At 66.4% G+C, this 17,610-nt stretch carries 13 protein-coding genes and 1 tRNA gene; 4 read left to right on the top strand and 10 right to left on the bottom strand.

Annotated elements, in window-relative coordinates; translation table 11 throughout:
- Positions 1-234: 234 nt before the first annotated feature.
- Positions 235-1,038, bottom strand: a complete 804-nt coding sequence (locus tag AC1X6S_RS09395) for a TrmH family RNA methyltransferase (protein WP_483405486.1) — start codon at positions 1,036-1,038, stop codon at positions 235-237.
- 155 nt (positions 1,039-1,193) lie between these two features.
- Here AC1X6S_RS09395 and AC1X6S_RS09390 point away from each other — a divergent pair, with 155 nt between their 5' ends.
- The 3 genes from AC1X6S_RS09390 to AC1X6S_RS09380 are packed head-to-tail and all read left to right on the top strand — an operon-like array spanning position 1,194 to position 5,582.
- Entirely contained in the window at positions 1,194-2,849 is a 1,656-nt protein-coding gene (locus AC1X6S_RS09390; RefSeq protein WP_483405485.1) for a thiamine pyrophosphate-binding protein, read from the top strand.
- A 37-nt stretch (positions 2,850-2,886) separates the two neighbouring features.
- Complete coding sequence (locus AC1X6S_RS09385; RefSeq protein WP_483405484.1) at positions 2,887-4,266, top strand: FAD-binding oxidoreductase; 1,380 nt, start codon at positions 2,887-2,889, stop codon at positions 4,264-4,266.
- Positions 4,263-5,582 carry a class I SAM-dependent methyltransferase gene (locus AC1X6S_RS09380; RefSeq protein ID WP_483405483.1) on the top strand — a complete coding sequence of 440 codons (1,320 nt, stop codon included), beginning with the start codon at positions 4,263-4,265 and terminating at the stop codon, positions 5,580-5,582. The genes AC1X6S_RS09385 and AC1X6S_RS09380 overlap by 4 nt, the downstream gene beginning before the upstream one ends.
- Here AC1X6S_RS09380 and AC1X6S_RS09375 read toward each other — a convergent pair.
- From AC1X6S_RS09375 to topA, 8 genes are all read right to left on the bottom strand, one after another.
- A complete protein-coding gene (locus tag AC1X6S_RS09375; RefSeq protein WP_483405482.1) occupies positions 5,579-6,181 on the bottom strand; it encodes an isochorismatase family protein in 603 nt (200 codons plus the stop codon). The two genes, AC1X6S_RS09380 and AC1X6S_RS09375, sit on opposite strands and share 4 nt — an antisense overlap.
- A gap of 423 nt (positions 6,182-6,604) precedes the next feature.
- Positions 6,605-8,506, bottom strand: coding sequence for a D-alanyl-D-alanine carboxypeptidase/D-alanyl-D-alanine-endopeptidase (locus AC1X6S_RS09370; protein ID WP_483405481.1), 1,902 nt, complete (start codon positions 8,504-8,506; stop codon positions 6,605-6,607).
- Positions 8,507-8,571: 65 nt separating this feature from the next.
- Entirely contained in the window at positions 8,572-9,558 is a 987-nt protein-coding gene (locus AC1X6S_RS09365; RefSeq protein WP_483405480.1) for a Gfo/Idh/MocA family protein, read from the bottom strand.
- A gap of 470 nt (positions 9,559-10,028) precedes the next feature.
- Positions 10,029-10,104, bottom strand: a tRNA-Thr gene (locus AC1X6S_RS09360).
- A 76-nt stretch (positions 10,105-10,180) separates the two neighbouring features.
- Positions 10,181-11,773, bottom strand: a complete 1,593-nt coding sequence (locus tag AC1X6S_RS09355) for an alpha/beta hydrolase (RefSeq protein WP_483405479.1) — start codon at positions 11,771-11,773, stop codon at positions 10,181-10,183.
- A gap of 82 nt (positions 11,774-11,855) precedes the next feature.
- Entirely contained in the window at positions 11,856-12,998 is a 1,143-nt protein-coding gene (locus AC1X6S_RS09350) for a DNA polymerase III subunit delta' (protein ID WP_483405478.1), read from the bottom strand.
- Positions 12,999-13,063: 65 nt separating this feature from the next.
- Positions 13,064-13,699, bottom strand: a complete 636-nt coding sequence (gene tmk / locus AC1X6S_RS09345; RefSeq protein WP_483405477.1) for a dTMP kinase — start codon at positions 13,697-13,699, stop codon at positions 13,064-13,066.
- Positions 13,699-16,602, bottom strand: coding sequence for a type I DNA topoisomerase (gene topA, locus AC1X6S_RS09340; protein WP_483405476.1), 2,904 nt, complete (start codon positions 16,600-16,602; stop codon positions 13,699-13,701). The genes tmk and topA overlap by 1 nt, the downstream gene beginning before the upstream one ends.
- Before the next feature lie 142 nt (positions 16,603-16,744).
- Between topA and AC1X6S_RS09335 the strand changes: the two genes are divergently transcribed.
- Complete coding sequence (locus tag AC1X6S_RS09335) at positions 16,745-16,996, top strand: hypothetical protein (protein ID WP_483405475.1); 252 nt, start codon at positions 16,745-16,747, stop codon at positions 16,994-16,996.
- Positions 16,997-17,121: 125 nt separating this feature from the next.
- Here AC1X6S_RS09335 and AC1X6S_RS09330 read toward each other — a convergent pair whose 3' ends face one another.
- On the bottom strand, positions 17,122-17,508 hold the full coding sequence (locus AC1X6S_RS09330) for a RidA family protein (RefSeq protein WP_483405474.1): 387 nt from the start codon (positions 17,506-17,508) through the stop codon (positions 17,122-17,124).
- Positions 17,509-17,610: the final 102 nt, after the last annotated feature.

Below are 17,610 nucleotides of genomic sequence, written 5' to 3'. Positions count from 1 at the left end.
TCACACGGGCTGGCGCGGACGACCGTCAGCCGGCAGCCCCGGACGCGGTCGTCCCACCCGCCGAGCTGCCATTGAGGTTTCCGCGCGGCTCCCGAACGGGCCAGCGCTGGCGCTGGTAAGTATCGCGCCGCTTTTCTCATGCCCGAACTGAGCACTTCCCAATGTAAACGGGTAAATAAAATGCCGCTGGGACTTGACTTTGGGTGCCTTGATTTATCACCCGCCTGCGACGACTCAGCCGAGAGCCCACATCGCGACAGCACTGGCTGCAGCAACGTTGAGCGAATCGATGCCGTGCTTCATCGGGATCTGGACGACGGTATCGGATGCCGCTATCGCGTCTCTGGTCAGCCCGTCACCTTCAGCGCCGAGCACGAGGGCCAGGCGCTCGTGCGATGCCCCGTCGAAGTCCCGCAGGCTCACGGCATCATCGTTCAGCGCGAGGGCGGCAACGTGGAAACCCTGCTCTGTCAGCAGGGCGCGGGTCGATGACCAGTCTCCGACCCTGGTCCACGGCACCTGGAGCACGGTGCCCATCGACACCCGAATGGCGCGTCGATAGAACGGGTCGGAACAGCGCGGCGTCACGAGAATGGCATCCGCCCCGATGGCGCCCGCTGAACGGAAGATCGCGCCGACGTTGGTGGGGTCTGCAACATTCTCGAGGATCACGATGCGGCGAGCGCCGGCGAGCAGTTCTGCCGGCTCGGGCAACGCCGGTCGGTGCATCGACGCGATGAGTCCGCGGTGCAGCACATAGCCGGTCAGGCCGGCGAGAAGCTCCCCCGGCCCGACAAAAACGGGGACGTCGGCAGCGTCCTCGCCGAGTGCCTCGATGGCGGCATCAGCGCTCGTCCCGAGCGCGAGGACGGAACGGGGTCGGTGACCGGCACGCAAGGCGCGCTGGAACACGAGCAGCGATTCGGCGAGGTAGAGGCCGTGCTCTGTCCCCCTGGCCTTCTTCAGCGCGACGTCGGTCAGGTGCGCATAATCGGTGAGGCGCGGGTCGTTGAGGTCGGAAATCTCGATAACGGGCACTGCGCGAGTTTACCGACCATAGGCCCAGGACTAGACTGCCCGGTGTCAACGGCGTCGCGCCGTGCGCTCGGAAAAGGGGCGTTGAACGAGGTCGGCACAGGCCCCGCAAGACATATACGGAACTCACCCGCCGCTATATGACTTCGAGGACAGCCATGACCACCGTCGCCACCCGCATCGCCGAGGCCCTCGCGCCGTCCGTCTCTCACGCCTTCGGCGTGATGGGCAACGGCAACGCCCACGTCATCGACGCTCTCGGCCGCACCCCGGTCGTCTATACCGCCGTGCGGCACGAGGCCGCAGCGGTGACGGCCGCAGACGCGTTCTACCGGGCGAGCGGCAGCCTCGCCGTCGCGACCACAACCTACGGCGCCGGCTTCACCAACACGGTCACGGCCCTCGCCGAGGCGGTGCAGGCCAGCACGCCGCTGGTGCTGCTCGTCGGTGATTCACCCACAACCGGGCCACGGCCGTGGGATATCGACCAGCGTGCGCTCGCGGCATCCGTCGGTGCCCCCACATTCACAGTGAGCACAGCGGATGCCGGTTGCGTCACGGTCGCCGCCGTCGGTCACGCGCTCACCCACCGCACGGCGGTCGTGCTGGCGATCCCCTCCGACCTCGCGACAGCCGACGCCGGCGAAGAGGGAGCGCTGCCCCGCGTGGCGCACCCCGCGCCTGTGGAACCGAAGGAGGCGGACATCGCCACTGCCGCGCGTGTGCTGTCCGGCGCCAGGCGCCCGGTCGTCCTTGCCGGCCGCGGTGCCTGGCTGGCCGGAGCCGGCGAACCGCTCAGCCGGCTCGCGGACGCGCTCGGCGCCCTCACCGCGACCACAGCGCTCGGGCGCTCACTGTTCTCCCGCCCCGAGTTCGATCTCGGCACCGTCGGCGGGTTCGGGCAGGACGAGGCAATGCGACTGATCGGTGAGGCCGACGTCGCCCTCGTCGCTGGCGCGGGTCTCAACCACTTCACCACGAAGTTCGACACGCTGTTCGGCCCGGCCACCGCTGTGATCCGGATCGATGATCGCGAACCGGCCGCACACCCCGCTGTCACACTGGCGGTTACCGGCGACGTCGCCCTCACCGCGAACGCCATCCTGGCCGCCGTCCCGCCCGCGCCGCGACACTCAGCGGGTTGGCGTAACCGGTTGGCAGCGGATGCCGCGAGGTTCCGCGTTCGCGAATCGAGCGTCGGCACGCTGGAGGACGGCAGGCTCGACCCCCGCAGCGTCGCCATCCGGCTGGCCGGCACTCTGCCCGAGGACCGGGTGACGGTGACCGACGGCGGACACTTCCTCGGCTGGTCCAACACCTACTGGGGTGTCGCGTCGCCGAACCGATCGCTCATGGTGGGAACCGCGTTTCAGACGATCGGCCTTGGGTTCGGCAGTGCCGTCGGCGCGGCAGCTGCCCTCCCGGATGCGACCCTCGTGGTCTCCACCGGCGACGGCGGTGGACTGATGGCTCTCGCCGACCTCGATTCGGTCATCCGCACGGCCAGGCGGGGGATCATCGTCGTCTGGAACGACGCGGCGTACGGCGCCGAGATTCACTCGTATGGGAGGCAGGGCCTCGGCACAGCACCGATGCTCATCGACGAGGTCGACTTCGCCGGCATCGCGCGGTCTCTCGGCGGCAGGGGTGACGTCATCCGTTCGCTCGACGATCTGGTGGACTTCGAGTCGTGGGTCGCGTCGGGAAGCGACGGCGTTTATCTCCTGGACTGCCGAGTCTCCCCCGCGGTCGTTGCGCCGTTCTACCGCGAGATCGTCGAGCACACGGCTGCGTCAGCTGGGGTTCTGACCTAGGGTCGCCTCGCGACACTCTGCGGAGTAGCGTGAGGGCGTGTCCGTTACCGCCACCGACGCACGGGACGCTCACGCCATGGGCGTCGAGCGGCTTCTGCAGAGCTATCGGGCGCTCCCGCCCACGGCAACCGTACGGCTCGCCAAACCCACGTCCAACCTCTTCCGGACGCGCGACAGGACAGGCAGCACTGGGCTCGACACGTCGGGACTGACCGGCGTCATCGCCGTCGATCCCCTCGTGCGAACCGCCGATGTGGCCGGCATGTGCACCTATGAGGATCTCCTCAAGGCGACACTGCCCTTCGGCCTCGCACCCCTCGTGGTGCCACAGCTCAAAACCATCACCCTCGGTGGCGCCGTCACCGGTCTCGGGATCGAGTCGACGTCATTCCGCAACGGCCTCCCGCACGAGTCCGTGCTCGAGCTGGACATCCTCACCGGTTCCGGCGAACTGCTCACCGCGTCTCCGGCCGAGAACGCGGATCTGTACCGCGCGTTCCCGAACTCGTACGGCACCCTCGGCTATGCGGTACGCCTCCGCATCGAACTCGAGAGCGTGCAGCCCTTCATCGCGCTCCGGCATGTGCGGTTCGACTCCATCGCTGACCTGGTGGCAACGATGCGGCGAATCACCGAAACCCGAGAGTTCGACGGCGCCACCGTCGACTACCTTGACGGCGTCGTCTTCAGCGCGAACGAAAGCTACCTGTGTCTGGGCGCACAGACCGCGGCCCCCGGCCCGGTGAGCGACTACACCGGGCAGCGCATCTACTATCGTTCGATCCAGCACGCCAGCGGCGTCACCCACGATCGGCTCACCACCTCCGACTACCTGTGGCGGTGGGATGCCGACTGGTTCTGGTGCTCCGCCGCGTTCGGCGTCCAGCATCCGTTCGTCAGGCGTCTCTGGCCCCGGCGCTACCGCCGCAGCAGCAGCTACGGCGCGCTGATGAAACTCGAGCGACGGTTCGACATCGGAAATCGCCTCGAAAGCCTCAAGGGGCGCCCACCGCTCGAACGTGTTGTGCAGGACGTGGAAGTACCGATTGACCGATCCGCTGACTTCCTGGAGTGGTTCCTCAGGGCGGTGCCCATCTCCCCGGTCTGGCTGTGCCCGTTGACCCTGCGCGACGATACGGGCTGGCCGCTCTATCCGATCAGGCCAGGTGAGTCGTACGTCAACGTCGGTTTCTGGTCCGCGGTCCCGGTCGGTTCGAGCGAGGGGGAAACGAACCGCCTCATCGAACGGACGGTCGACCAGTTCGACGGACACAAGTCGCTGTACTCGGACTCGTACTACTCCCGACAGGAGTTCGACGACCTCTACGGTGGCGAGACCTATCGCGAGGCGAAAAGGCGCTACGACCCGGACTCACGACTCCTCGACCTCTATCAGAAGGCGGTGCAACGACGATGACGACGGTACACGAAGGTACGCCGGAAACGACCCAGAAGAACGACAGGCTGACGCTCGCTGAAATTCTGGAGATTTTCGCGGGCGGACGGCTTCCGCTTCGGTTCACCGCGTACGACGGGAGTTCGGCCGGGCCACCGGATGCCGCGCTCGGGCTGGAACTGAAAACGCCGCGCGGCACCACCTATCTGGCCACGGGACGAGGAGACCTCGGCCTCGCCAGGGCCTACATCGGCGGCGATCTCGATGTTCACGGGGTGCATCCCGGGGATCCGTACGAACTGCTCAAGGCCCTCGCCGACGCGCTGGTCTTCAAACTGCCGGCGCCGCGGGTGATGGCGCAGGTGGTGCGGTCCATCGGCGTCGAGCACCTGCGGCCCGTCGCTCCGCCGCCGGAGGAGATTCCGGCGAGGTGGCGCCGCGTCGCCGGGGGCATCCGGCACAGCAAGGGCCGCGACGCCGAGGCGATCCACCACCACTACGACGTCTCGAACACCTTCTACGAGTGGGTGCTCGGACCCTCCATGACGTACACCTGCGCGTGCTACCCGCGTCCCGATGCGACTCTCGACGAGGCACAGGAGAACAAGTACCGGCTGGTGTTCGAAAAACTACGTCTGAAGCCCGGTGACAGGTTGCTCGACGTGGGCTGCGGGTGGGGCGGAATGGTCCGTTATGCCGCCCGCCGCGGTGTCAGGGCAACCGGGGTGACGCTGTCTGCGGAGCAGACCTCGTGGGCCCAACGGGCGATCGCAGAAGAAGGCATTGGCGACCTCGCTGAGGTCCGTTACGGCGATTACCGCGATGTCACAGAGACGGGCTTCGACGCGGTGTCGTCGATCGGACTGCTGGAACACATCGGCGTGCGCAACTACGCCGCCTACTTCAGCTTCCTGCAGTCGAGGCTGCGTCCTGGCGGCCTGTTGCTCAACCACTGCATCACGAGGCCTGACAACAAATCGGAAGCCTCAGCACACGGTTTTATCGACCGGTACGTGTTTCCTGACGGAGAGCTCACCGGCTCAGGTCGGATCATCGTCGAGGCACAGGATGCCGGTCTGGAGGTACTGCACGAGGAGAACCTCCGCCCGCACTACGCGATGACACTGCGGGACTGGTGCGCGAACCTGGTCGACAACTGGGACGCGGCGGTCGCAGAGGTGGGGCTTCCGACCGCAAAGGTATGGGGCCTGTATATGGCCGGCTCCCGTCTCGCCTTCGAAAGCGGCGGGATCCAGTTGCATCAGGTGCTCGCGGTCAGGCCGAACGACCGTTCGTCGTCGGACACGCTGCCCCTCCGTCCGTGGTGGACGCCCTAACCGGCATCGCTCGAGGCGAGTTCCGCTCCGAGGTGGCCCATCTCGATGAGCGCAGCGTCGCTCGACTCGCGACCGACCCCGGCGATGAGGTCGGTGAACACTCGCACATGCCGCCCGTGCTCGATGGCGTCGAGTACCGACGCACGCACGCAGTAGTCGGTGGCGATCCCCACGACATCGACCTCGGTGACCCCGTGCTCGTCGAGCACGGCTGAGATGCCCGCGCCGTCGGACGCTCCGCCCTCCACCTCGCCGTCATAGATCGAGTACGCCGGTTCGCCCTGGCCTTTTTTCACGTGCATCGTCACGTGGGAAAGGTCAAGCGCCGGGTGATAGTCGGCACCCGCGGTACCGGCGACGCAGTGTGCCGGCCACGTGGTCACGTAGTCCGGGTCGGTTCCACTGGCCGCGAAGTGTCCGCCATTGTCAGAATCAGGGTCGTGCCAGTCACGACTCGCGATGACGAGCGCGTAATCGTCCGCCGCCCGCTCGAGGTAGCGGGAGGTGTCGGCCGCGACAGCCGCTCCCCCGTCGACCCCGAGCGCACCGCCCTCGGTGAAGTCGTTCTGCACATCGATGATGAACAGTGCTTTGGTCATCGCTCCTCCGCTTCGGTGTTCGACTGGTTTACGTGGGTGTTCGACTGGTCTACGCCAGCGTACTCAGGTCGGGGGCCGCTCACCCCACCACGATGGCTCTGCCGCCACTTCAGGCGGAGAATCGCGGCGGCCAATCCCGCACAGCACCTCGACCCCCGGAATTTCCTCCCGAAACGACGTGGCGGCATCCGCCCCACGTAGACGACGCGACGGCATCCGCCCCACGTAGACGACGTAACAGCACCCGTCCAACGTAAACGACGTAACAGCCCGTCCAACATGTTGGACAGGCGCGCGCGCCGCCGCCACCGACCCCGCCCGGACGGCTCTGCCGCCACTTCAGGCGGAGAAATGTGGGGCCCGACCCCGCACAGCACCTCGACCCCCGGAATTTCCTCCCGAAACGACGCGACGGCAGTCGCCCTACGTGTTGGAGAGGTTCGCGCCGCACTTGTAGAAACCGGTGGTGAGAGTGTCGATCGCCGTCCTGGCGCCGGCACCGACCTTGCCCGTCGCGTAAATGGCGAAGATGAGCGTCGAGCCGTCGGCGGCGTCGATCATTCCCGTCAGGGTATACGCGCTCGAGATCGACCCGGACTTCGCCCGGACGTGTCCGCGAGCCACCGCGTTGGCGCCGAAGAACCGGTTCGAGTAGTCGAGGGTGCCTGACTCCCCTGCAACGGGGAGACCGTCACGGATGATGGCCAGGTTGCCCTCCCCCGCGTGGATCTTCAGGAACAGTTTGGTGAAGTACTCGGGCGGCACAGCGTTATTGCGGCTCATTCCCGAGGCGTCGGCGGTGCGAAGTGCGGAGGTATCGATGCCGTACTTCGCCAGGCCCTGCGGAATCGCCGCCGCCATCGCGTCGATACTGCTGCCAAGCCCCAGGGCGATCGCCAGGTGCCTCCCGATCATCTCCGCGAGGGAGTTGTCCGAGGGGATCAGCGCCTGCGGGATCAGTACGGAGAGCGGCTGGGAGGAGACGGACGCCAGTTCAACGGCACCGGCGGGCGCCGTGCCCAGTTCGGTGGGCACATTGTCAAAATACGAGGCGAACGCGCTGCCGGCCCGGCCGATCGGGTCCTCGCCGCGCGGTGAGAGAAAGACCTGCGGGTCGGCCCTGTCCGCGTCGACCTGGAGTGCAGTGATGTGCGACAGCCAGCCGGCCCCGCGCTCGGTGGCAGGCCAGGTGTCTCCCCAGGTCTTCCCGGTGAAGTAGCCGGAGTCGAGCACAATCTTTTCAACCGGGGTGCCAGGGTTCGCGGCCTCATAGGCTGCTTTGGCCTTCGACGCGAGCTCGTCGAGGTGCGCGGCTCCGGTGTAGACCGGCTCCTGGCCCGTTGGCAGCCGGGTCAGGGTGAGGTCACCGCCGCCGACGAGCACGATCGTGCCCGGCTCAGTTCCGGCGACCACCCGCGTTGACGCGCGGAAGTCCGGGCCCAGCACGCTGAGAGCCGCCGCGGCCGTGAGCACCTTCATCGAACTCGCGGTCTGCGATGCCGTGGACGGGTCGCGCTCGAACAGGAGTTCACCGGTCGCCGCGTTGAGGACCTGGGCCTGAAGCGTGCCGAAACGGGTGTCTCCGAGGAGGCCAGCTACCGAACAGCTGCGAAGAGCGGATGCCGGCAGCTCGGTCGCGGGGAGCGGGCGCGGCGGTGGGGTGGTTGCTGTCGGGCTCGGACTCGCCGATTCGTCGACGATGGCGAACGGCGCCGACGTCCCGGGGGTCGCGACCGCGGCCCCGAGGGCGACAGCGCCCGAGCCCACAACGGCGAAGGCAGCGACCGACGCGGCGATCATCCACACCCTCGGCTGCCGGGCGAACAGCGCCCCGATCCCGCCTGCCCGGTGGGTGAGCGGCTGGGGCGACTCCGCTGCCGCCGTGCCGGTCGCCACGGGTGTCTGGTCGTCGGGTCCGGTGATCAGGCCTGCCCCGACGGAGGAGGCTGCGGCCACCGGCGGGATCGCCACGACCGTTGCCGTTTCAGCCGTCAACGGTGGTTCGTCCATTAGCGCGTCTTCGGGGCGCTTCGCGTCGTCCTCTGACCGGGTGCCGAGCAATTCGTCATCGATCGGTTCGGAATCGCTGAGCAACCAGCCGGCCTCGTCGTCGTCCCCGCTGAGCGTCCAGTCCCGATCGCCGGGGTCAGCGTCGCCCGGGTTCACCTCGTCCGGGTCCACGTCGCCCGGGTTCGCCTCGTCCGGGTCCACGTCGCCCGGGTTCACGTCGTCCCCGCCCACCGAAGGCATCCCGGGCGCGGCTGGCGCGGCCTGGCCGTCGTCGTCGCCTGAGCCCGGGTTGTCGCTCGGTGGTTTTTCACGCACCCGGGCATTTTAGCTGCCTCCGACGTTTGCGCGCAGGACGGCATCCGTTTGGTTATTGCAGTTGGTTACTCGCCGGGGTAGGCCAAGCCGATCTGGCGGCGAATCTCGTCGAGGGTTCCCATGATGGCGACCGTCTCGTCGAGCGGAATGAGAGGACTCTCCAACTCCCCCGCGGCGACGACGCGCTCCAGCTCTGCGGCCTGGAAGTGCATGCCGCGACCGGTCACCGCCGACTGGTACGTCTCGGTCACGGTGCTGGCGGCGTCATAGACGGTGAAGGACGTGGGGGTGTACCAGACCGCGTCAATGTCAATGCGCCCTTCGGTACCGATGATGCTCGCCACATTCGGACCCTTGGTGTCGCTCGCCGACAGCGTGGTCGCGATGCGCTTGTCGCCGTAGCCGAACAGCGTTGCGACGCTGGCGTCGGCGCCCGTGGCTTTGAACGTTGCGGATGCCTGCACCGTATCCGGGGTTCCGAACAGATCGTTCGCGAACGAGATCGGGTAGATTCCGAGGTCGAGCAGGGCGCCTCCACCGAGCGCCAGGTCGTTGATCCGGTGCTCCGGGTCGTCGGGGAGGTCCTGCGTGTGGTCGGCGATGATCGAGTGCACCTCGCCGATGGCGCCGGACTCGATGACCTCGCGGATGCGAATCATGTGCGGCAGGAATCGGGTCCACATGGCCTCGATCACGACGAGACCGCGCTCGCGTGCGCGATCGGCGACCGCTTCGGCTTCGGGCTTGTTGAGCGTGAAGGGCTTCTCGACGAGCACGTGCTTGCCGGCGTCGAGGGCAAGAAGGGCCTGCTCCGCGTGGAACGGGTGAGGAGTGGCGATGTAGATGACATCGACCTCGGGGTCGGCGACGAGGTCCTCATAGCTTCCGTGCACGTTCGGGATGTCGAACTGCTCGGCGAACTCCCGCGCGGTGTCGAGACGTCGAGAACCGACGGCCTGGAGCGTGAAGTTGTGGAGAGCGAGGTCTGATGCGAATGCCTTGGCGATGCCGCCCGGTCCGAGAATGCCCCAGCGGAGCCCAGTTGTAGTCACGGCTCTACCCTACTGGCGGCAATCCGACCCGGGGAGATAATTCGGGCTCGCGGACCTCTGACACGGAGAGCGGATGCTGGCGCTGCGGTTTCCGGGACGGCGACCACGCGCAGACCGCGGCACCGTCGGTCCCCCGCACAGGGGACTGGGTTTACCGGTAGGGCTGTTCTAGGCTGACTCCGGGCAAGGGAGATTTGCCCGATCGGCCAAGAAAAAGGCCCCTCCCACCGCCGGATGGCGACTGGAGGGGCTCCCGATTGGGGGCACAGTCGGGAGCGCGCCAACCCCGAAGGGTTTGCGAGCTTGGTTCGACGGTAGCAGGGGGATGCTCCGGGTCGATAGACCACCCTTTGGGGGTCATGCGACGAGCGGGACCACTGTCCCGCGCCGACCGGCCCACCCTGGCCCGTCGGCATCCACAGAGAACGAAAACAGGGACCGAAGCCGAAGCCTCGATCCCTGTTTCTGTGTGGAGCCGCCTGTGGGAATCGAACCCACGACCTTTTCATTACGAGTGAAACGCTCTGCCGACTGAGCTAAGGCGGCGTGTTCCGCTTCCGCGAACGGATGCGACGCACACAGCTATCGATCTTACAGCCTCTTCGGGGCAGTCACGACCACGTCAGGAGCACTTGGGGTCCTCCGTCGGCACCTCACCGGAGATCAGGTAGTCGTCGACGACCGAGTTCACGCACTCGCTGCCCTTGTTGTACCCGGTGTGCCCCTCGCCCTCGTAGGTCACGAGAACGCCGCTCTCCAGCTGCTCGGCGAGCGCTTCAGCCCAGACGTACGGTGTTGCGGGGTCGTTGGTCGTACCGACGACGAGAATCGGGGGCGCACCCTCAGCGGTGATCTTCTTGCGCTCTGCGCCGTCGGGGTATGGCCAGTTTACGCAGCTGATGTCTCCGTAACCGAAGAACGGCCCGATGGTCGGTGCGGCCTCAGCGAGTGCTGCGGCTTCCTCCGCCATCTTTGCGGGGTCGTCGTCGTAGGTGTAATCCCGGCAGTTGTACGCGCTGAATGCCTCAGTGGAGTTGTCGCGATAGGTGCCGTCTTCGTTTCTGCCGTTGTAGGCATCCGCGAAGGAGAACGCGTATTCGGCGCTGCCGCTCATGACGTCCGCGAACATCTCGCTGAGCAGCGGCCAGCCGGACCCGGGCGAGTACAGGGGGTAGATGATGGCGGTGAGCAGGCTGTTCGCGCCGAGCATGCGACCATCGGTGTTTTTGATCGGGGACGCGTCGACCGAGGTGAGCAGGGCACCGATGGTGGCCATCGCCTCGTCAACGGTTCCGCTGAACGGGCATTCCGAGGTGCCGAGGCAGTCCTCGAGATAGGCGCGAAGCGCGCTCTCGAAGCCCTTGGCCTGGGTGAGGTTGACCTCGAAGATGCTGCTCGAGGGGTCGACGGCGCCATCGAGCACGAGCCGGCCGGCTTTCTCCGGGTACAGCTCGGCGTAGGTAGCGCCGAGGAACGTTCCGTAGGAGTAGCCGAGGTAATAGAGCTTCTCGTCTCCGAGCACGGCGCGCATCAGGTCGAGGTCTCGCGCGGCGCTGACCGTGTCGGTGAATTCGAGGGACTCCCCCGTGTTCGCGGCGCAGGCGTCGCCATACTCCTTGGAACTCGCTTCAAGCTCGTCGATCCAGGCCTCGCTGCCACGCTCGGAGTTTGCGAGCCCGTAGAGGTACTCGTCCATCTCCTCGGCGTCGAGGCAGGTGACGGGCGTGGATCGCCCGACACCGCGTGGGTCGAACCCGACGATGTCGAATCGTTCCTGGAGCCTGCTGTCCGTGGCGTAATCCACCGAGTCGCGCACGAATTCGTACCCGGAGGCTCCCGGCCCGCCGGGGTTGACGAAGAGCGAACCGATGGCGTTCCCGGATGCCTGCTGCCGGATCAGAGCGAGTTCGATCTCGCCGTCTTCCGGGTTTTCCCAGTCCATCGGCGCAGCGACGGTTGCGCACTCGAACGCACGCTCGCAGTTCGACCAGACCACGTTTTGTCCGTAGAACTCGCGCAGGTTCTCCGCCACGTCTTCCGTGTTCGGCGTCGAAGTTGAAACGCTGCCGGGCTGGGTGTCGGGGAAGAATGCGGTCACGCATCCGCTCATCGTCATCACAAGCGCGACAGTCAGAGCCACAATGCCCGCGACCTTCCTGCCGGTGTGTGCCTGACGCAGCCCGCCGCGTCGCTGTGGATCTGTCACTCGAGTCATCTCCGCCTGGTCGGTGCCGTTGTTGTGGTCGGTGTCGCTGTTGTGTTCGGTGTCGCTGCCGTGCTCGGTGCCGCCGGGGCGGTCATCGGATCGCCGTCACCAGCATGGCCTCGAGGGCGAGGGCCGGTGCAACGTTGCCCTCGATGCGGCGCCGCGTCTGCTGGATGGCATCCATCGTCGCCATCGTCTCGGCCGGCGTCCTGGCTTCACCCGCCTCCTCGAGCTGGTCGAGGAGTTCGCGGTTGATGACGGTTTCGCTCCGGCCGAGCTGCAGCATGATGATGTCGCGGTAGAGCGACAGCAGGTCGACGAGGATCCTGTCGATCCCGTCGCGGAGGCTGCGGGTCGCACGGCGCTTCTGGTCGTCTTCGAGCGAACGGATCTGCGATCGAAGCGCGGGCGGCAGGTTCTGGCCCGGCTCGACACCGAGCGAGCGCAGCGCGTGCTCCCGCTCCTCGGCATCCTTTTGCTCGGTGAACGCCTTCGCGTCGTCTCCGGCGATCTCCATCATGCGGGCAGCGGCGCGCACGGCATCAGACACGCTGCGGATGCCGAGGGCGGCCGTAAGCGTTTCGTTGCGCCTCTCGCGGGCGCCAGCATCCGTCGCCAACCGGTGCGCCATGCCCACATGACTCTGAGCCAGCCGGGCGGCGCGCTCGGCGGTCTCAGCGTCAACACCGTCGCGGCGGGTGATGAGTGCGGCGACCTCGTCAACCGACGGCACCCGCAGGCGGACCGCACGAACCCGTGACCTGATTGTGGGGATGAGGTCGGCCTCGCTGGGCGCGCACAGCACCCAGACCGTGCGCTCCGGTGGCTCTTCGAGTGCCTTGAGCAGCACGTTCGAGGTCCGCTCGGCCATACGGTCGGCATCTTCGATCACCATGACGCGGTACCGGCCGATGGCCGGCGAGAACTGCGAACTGCGTACGAGTTCGCGGACCTCGTCGATCTTGATGATGACGTTCGACGTGGAGAGGACTGTGAGATCGGGATGCGTCCGGGCGTCGACCTGCCTCGAGGTGACCGGGTCGCCGTCGGGCTCGGAACTGAGCAGTGCCGAGGCGAACGCGTATGCGAGGTTTGAGCGCCCTGACCCCGGCGGACCGGTGATCAGCCACGCGTGGGTCATCGACCCGTGAGAGTCACCTCCGCGGTCGGATGCGGCGTCGCGCAGGAGCGATACAGCGTCGCCCTGCCCAATGACGTCATCCCAGGTGGCCATGGTCCCAGCCTACCTGTGGCGACTGACAGCCCCTCCCACGGACGGAGCGAGGCGGTGCGTGGCAGCTAGAGGAGCGTCGACACCCGTGACCGGATGCTCTCGGCGAGCGATGCGACGGATGCCGTGGCATCCAGCACCAAAAATCGCTCAGGTTCCGCCGCAGCCAGCTCGAGGTAGACCTCGCGCACGCGACGATGGAACGCCGACTTCTCCGCTTCGAGCCGGTCGTACCGAGTACGGGACGCGTCGAGCCGAAGCCGTGCGGCGTCTTCGTTAAGGTCGAGCAGAACGGTGAGATCGGGCAGCAGCCCCCCGGTCGCCCACATCGACAGTTGCCGGACCTCGTCGATGCCGAGCTCGCGCCCAGCGCCCTGATAGGCGAGAGAGGAGTCGATGTAGCGGTCCTGGAGGACCACCTCGCCGCGCTCGAGAGCCGGCCGCACCTTCGTCGCTATGTGGTGCGCACGGTCTGCCGCGTAGAGCAGCGCCTCTGCCCGTGGGGTGATGTCGCCACGGTGGTGCAGCACGATCTCCCGCACCTCGACACCGAAGTCGGTGCCGCCAGGTTCACGGGTGCGCACAACGACGCGCCCCTGTTCCTGCAACCACGACTCGAGCTCGGCGGCTTGCGTCGACTTGCCCGAGCCGTCACCACCCTCGAGGGTGATGAACAGCCCGGGGTATCCGTCTGATGCCGCCATTACTCAGCGGTTGCCGAAGCAGCGCCGGCGGTCTTCTTCGCGGCAGGCTTCCTGGCAGCCGCTGTCTTTGTCGACACTCCGGTCTTCGACGCGGCCGCTGCCTTCGCAGCTGCCGCGGCTGTCGGCTTCTTCACTGTCGTCGTCGCCTTCTTGGCAGCGGGCTTCTTCGCAGCGGGCTTCTTGGCGGCAGGCTTCTTCGCAGCAGCCTTCTTGCGCGGAGCCGCAGGACCCTTGGCACGCTTGTCTGCGAGCAACTGGACCGCGCGGTCGAAGTCGACCTCCTCGACCGACTCGGCCTTCGGAATTGTCGCGTTCGTGACGCCGTCGGTGACGTACGGTCCGAATCGGCCGTCCTTCACCTTGATCGGCTTGCCGCTGACCGGGTCCGCCTCGAATTCCTTGAGCGCGCTCGACGCACGGCGGTTGCCGTACTTCGGCTGCGCGAAGATCTCGAGCGCCGCCGGCAGTTCGATCTCGAAGATCTGGTCTTCGTTCTCGAGCGACCGGGAGTCGGTGCCCTTCTTCAGGTACGGACCGAACCGCCCGTTCTGCGCGGTGATCTCCTCACCGGATTCCGGGTCGACTCCGACGACGCGCGGCAGGTCGAGCAGCTTGAGCGCCGTGTCGAGGTCGATCGAATCCAGCGACATCGACTTGAAGAGGGATGCCGTCCGCGGTTTGACCGCTGCGGCTTTCTTCTTCGCCGGTGCCTTCTTCTTCGGAGCATCGGTCACTTCACCGGTGGTGAGGTCGACCTTCTCCTCGGCTACCTCGGGCTCTGGCTCGACCTCGGTCACGTACGGCCCGAACCGGCCGTCCTTGGCGAGGATTTCCTTGCCGTTCTCCGGGTTCACTCCGATGACGCGGTCGGTGAGCACCGGGGCGTCGATGAGTTCCTGGGCCTTGGCGAGTGTGAGCTCGTCAGGGGCCAGGTCTTCGGGGATGTTGATGCGTCGAGGAACAGCTGGCGACCCGTCCTCCTGCGCCGGCGCCGAGGCATCCGTCACTTCAAGGTAAGGGCCGTACTTGCCGATCCGGATCGTCACGGTGTCGCTGAGCCGGAGCGAGTTGATCTCGCGCGCGTCGATCTCACCGAGGTTGTCGACCACCTTGCGAAGGCCTCGGTGGTCACCGCCACCGTAATAGAAGGACTTGAGCCACTCGGTGCGGTCCTGCTCTCCACCGGCGATGCGGTCGAGGTCTTCTTCCATCTCGGCCGTGAAGTCGTACTGGACGAGGTCGGTGAAGTGCTCCTCGAGCAGACGGATCACGCTGAACGCGATCCACGACGGGATGAGCGCCTGGCCGCGCGCGGTCACGTACCCACGGTCAGTGATCGTCGCGATGGTCTGTGCGTACGTCGACGGGCGACCGATACCCAGCTCTTCGAGCGTCTTGACGAGGCTTGCCTCCGTGTAGCGCGGGGGCGGCGAGGTCTCGTGCCCCTTGGCCTCGACGTCGGTGAGGATCAGCTTCTGGCCCTGGGTCAGCGGGGGGAGCTTCGCTTCACGGGCAGCGTTGTCGCTCGCATTGCGTTCCTCGTCCTGGCCTTCTTCGTAGGCGTGGAGGAATCCGCGGAAGGTGATGACGGTTCCGGATGCTGTCAGTTCGGCGGTCTTGCCGTCTGCCTGCGCCTCGATGGTCACCGTCGCGGTCTGGCCCTTGGCGTCGGCCATCTGGCTGGCGACGGTGCGCTTCCAGATCAGCTCGTAGAGCTTGAAGTCCTGGCCGCGAAGGCTCGAGGACAGCGATGCCGGCGTACGGAAGGTATCACCGGACGGCCGGATGGCCTCGTGCGCCTCCTGCGCGCTCTTGTTCTTGCCCGCATAGATGCGCGGCTTGTCAGGGATCGTGTCGGCGCCGTAGAGGGCGGTGGCCTGGTCGCGGGCCGCCTTGATCGCCTGGCTCGAGAGCGACGGCGAGTCGGTTCGCATGTAGGTGATGTACCCGTTCTCGTACAGAGACTGGGCGACACTCATGGTCTGGCGTGCGGAGAAGCGCAGCTTGCGCGCCGCTTCCTGCTGCAGGGTCGACGTGGTGAACGGTGCGGCTGGACGACGCGAGTACGGCTTCGACTCGACCTTGGAGACGACAGCGGATGCCGCGGGGCTGGCCAGTGCTGCGGCGACGGCCTGCGCGGCCTGCTCGTCGAGCGGTACAGCCTTGCTCGTCAGCTTTCCGGTGTCATCGAAATCGCGACCGGTGGCAACACGCTGCCCGTCGAGGCGGACGAGTCGCGCTTCGAAGTGGGTGGCATCGGCGTCGGGAGCGGCTTGGGCCGTGAGGTCCCAGTACTGGGCGGCGGTGAACGCGAGGCGCTCACGTTCGCGGTCGACGATCAGGCGGGTGGCAGCGGACTGGACACGACCAGCCGAGAGGCTCGGGCCGACCTTGCGCCACAGAACGGGTGAAATTTCATACCCATATATACGGTCGAGGATTCGTCGGGTCTCCTGCGCGTCGACGAGGGCGACGTCGAGGTCGCGGGTGTTGTCCTTCGCGGCGAGAATTGCGTCCTTGGTGATCTCGTGGAACACCATGCGCTTCACCGGAACCTTGGGCTGCAGGACCTGGAGCAGGTGCCACGCGATGGCTTCACCCTCGCGGTCCTCATCAGTCGCGAGCAGGAGTTCGTCGGCGTTCTTCAGCGCTCGCTTGAGCTCTGCCACCGTCTTCTTCTTATTGTCGGAGACCACGTAGTAGGGCTCGAAGTCATTGTCGACGTCGACGGCAAACTTGCCGAACGCGCCCTTCTTGAGTTCAGCCGGGAGGTTTTTCGGCTCGGCGAGATCACGAATGTGTCCCACGGAACTCAGTACCTCATAGCCCTCGCCGAGGTATCCGGCGATGGACTTCATTTTGGTCGGTGACTCAACAATGACCAGCTTTTTTGTGCCTGGCACCCGACTCCTTTCGTCGTGCACACCATACACACCCTTTGCTGGGGGACACCTAATCCCCGGCGCCGCCGGAGACGCATCGGGCGCGTCGTGAAGAAGCACCTTCGCCTCTTGAAAAGATAAAGGGAAAGAGCAGAATGGCTCTATGAGCGCATCCTCGACGGGCAATTACACCGCAAAACTCACCGATGGGCCGTTGGAGGGCAAGACCCTGGCCGCCGATTTCCTCGAGTCGGGCGACCCCCGTCCGACTGTCGAAATCGCCGCGCACGGCGGCAAGACCTATGTCTATGCACGCACGGCGGGCCAGGAGTTCGAGGCCGAGGACTCCGATCGCCCCAGTGCCGTGAACTATCGGTACCTGACGACCAACTTCGACGACGCAACGGAATCCTGAGCTCGTCCCGGGAACGGGACGAGTTTGCGAACCGGACCAACCACTGGCGCAGGTACAACTGACGCCAAGAGTCTGAACCGGCGCCACGGGTTTAACTGCGCCACGGGTCTAGCCGGTTGAGCGAGCTACGGTATCGCGGCGATCGCGTCGATCTCTACGAGCGCATCTTGCCTGGCCGGCGATACCGCGAGTACGGTGATCGCCGTTCTGCGGTCGCCCCAGACCGCTCCGGTCGCTGCATATGCCTCGTGCGGGTCGACACCGGTGGCAAGGTAGATGGTCAACTTGACCACGTTCTCAGGCCCGGTTCCGCCTTCGTTGAGCACGGCAATCAGGTTGTGCAGCGCCTGCTCGGTTTGCGCACCGAGGCCGGTCAGGAGCGCACCCGAGCTGTCGGCGCCGTTCTGTCCACCGACATACAGCATCCGCCCGGCTGGGGCGATCATGCCCTGGGCAAACGCCGGGTTCTGATGTAATTCCAGTGGGTCCACGGGGGTGACAAGAGCGGCCATCGTGGGTTTCCTTTCCTCGACCTGTGCACGGACTCTGCCGTTTCGACCGAGTATCGCCCGGGCCGCAGTGGGACACCAGCCCCTTTCAGCTTCTCGTCAGCT

It is taken from the genome of Mycetocola sp. Y442 (assembly GCF_056898615.1).
This window is presented reverse-complemented; position numbering and strand designations above follow the sequence as displayed.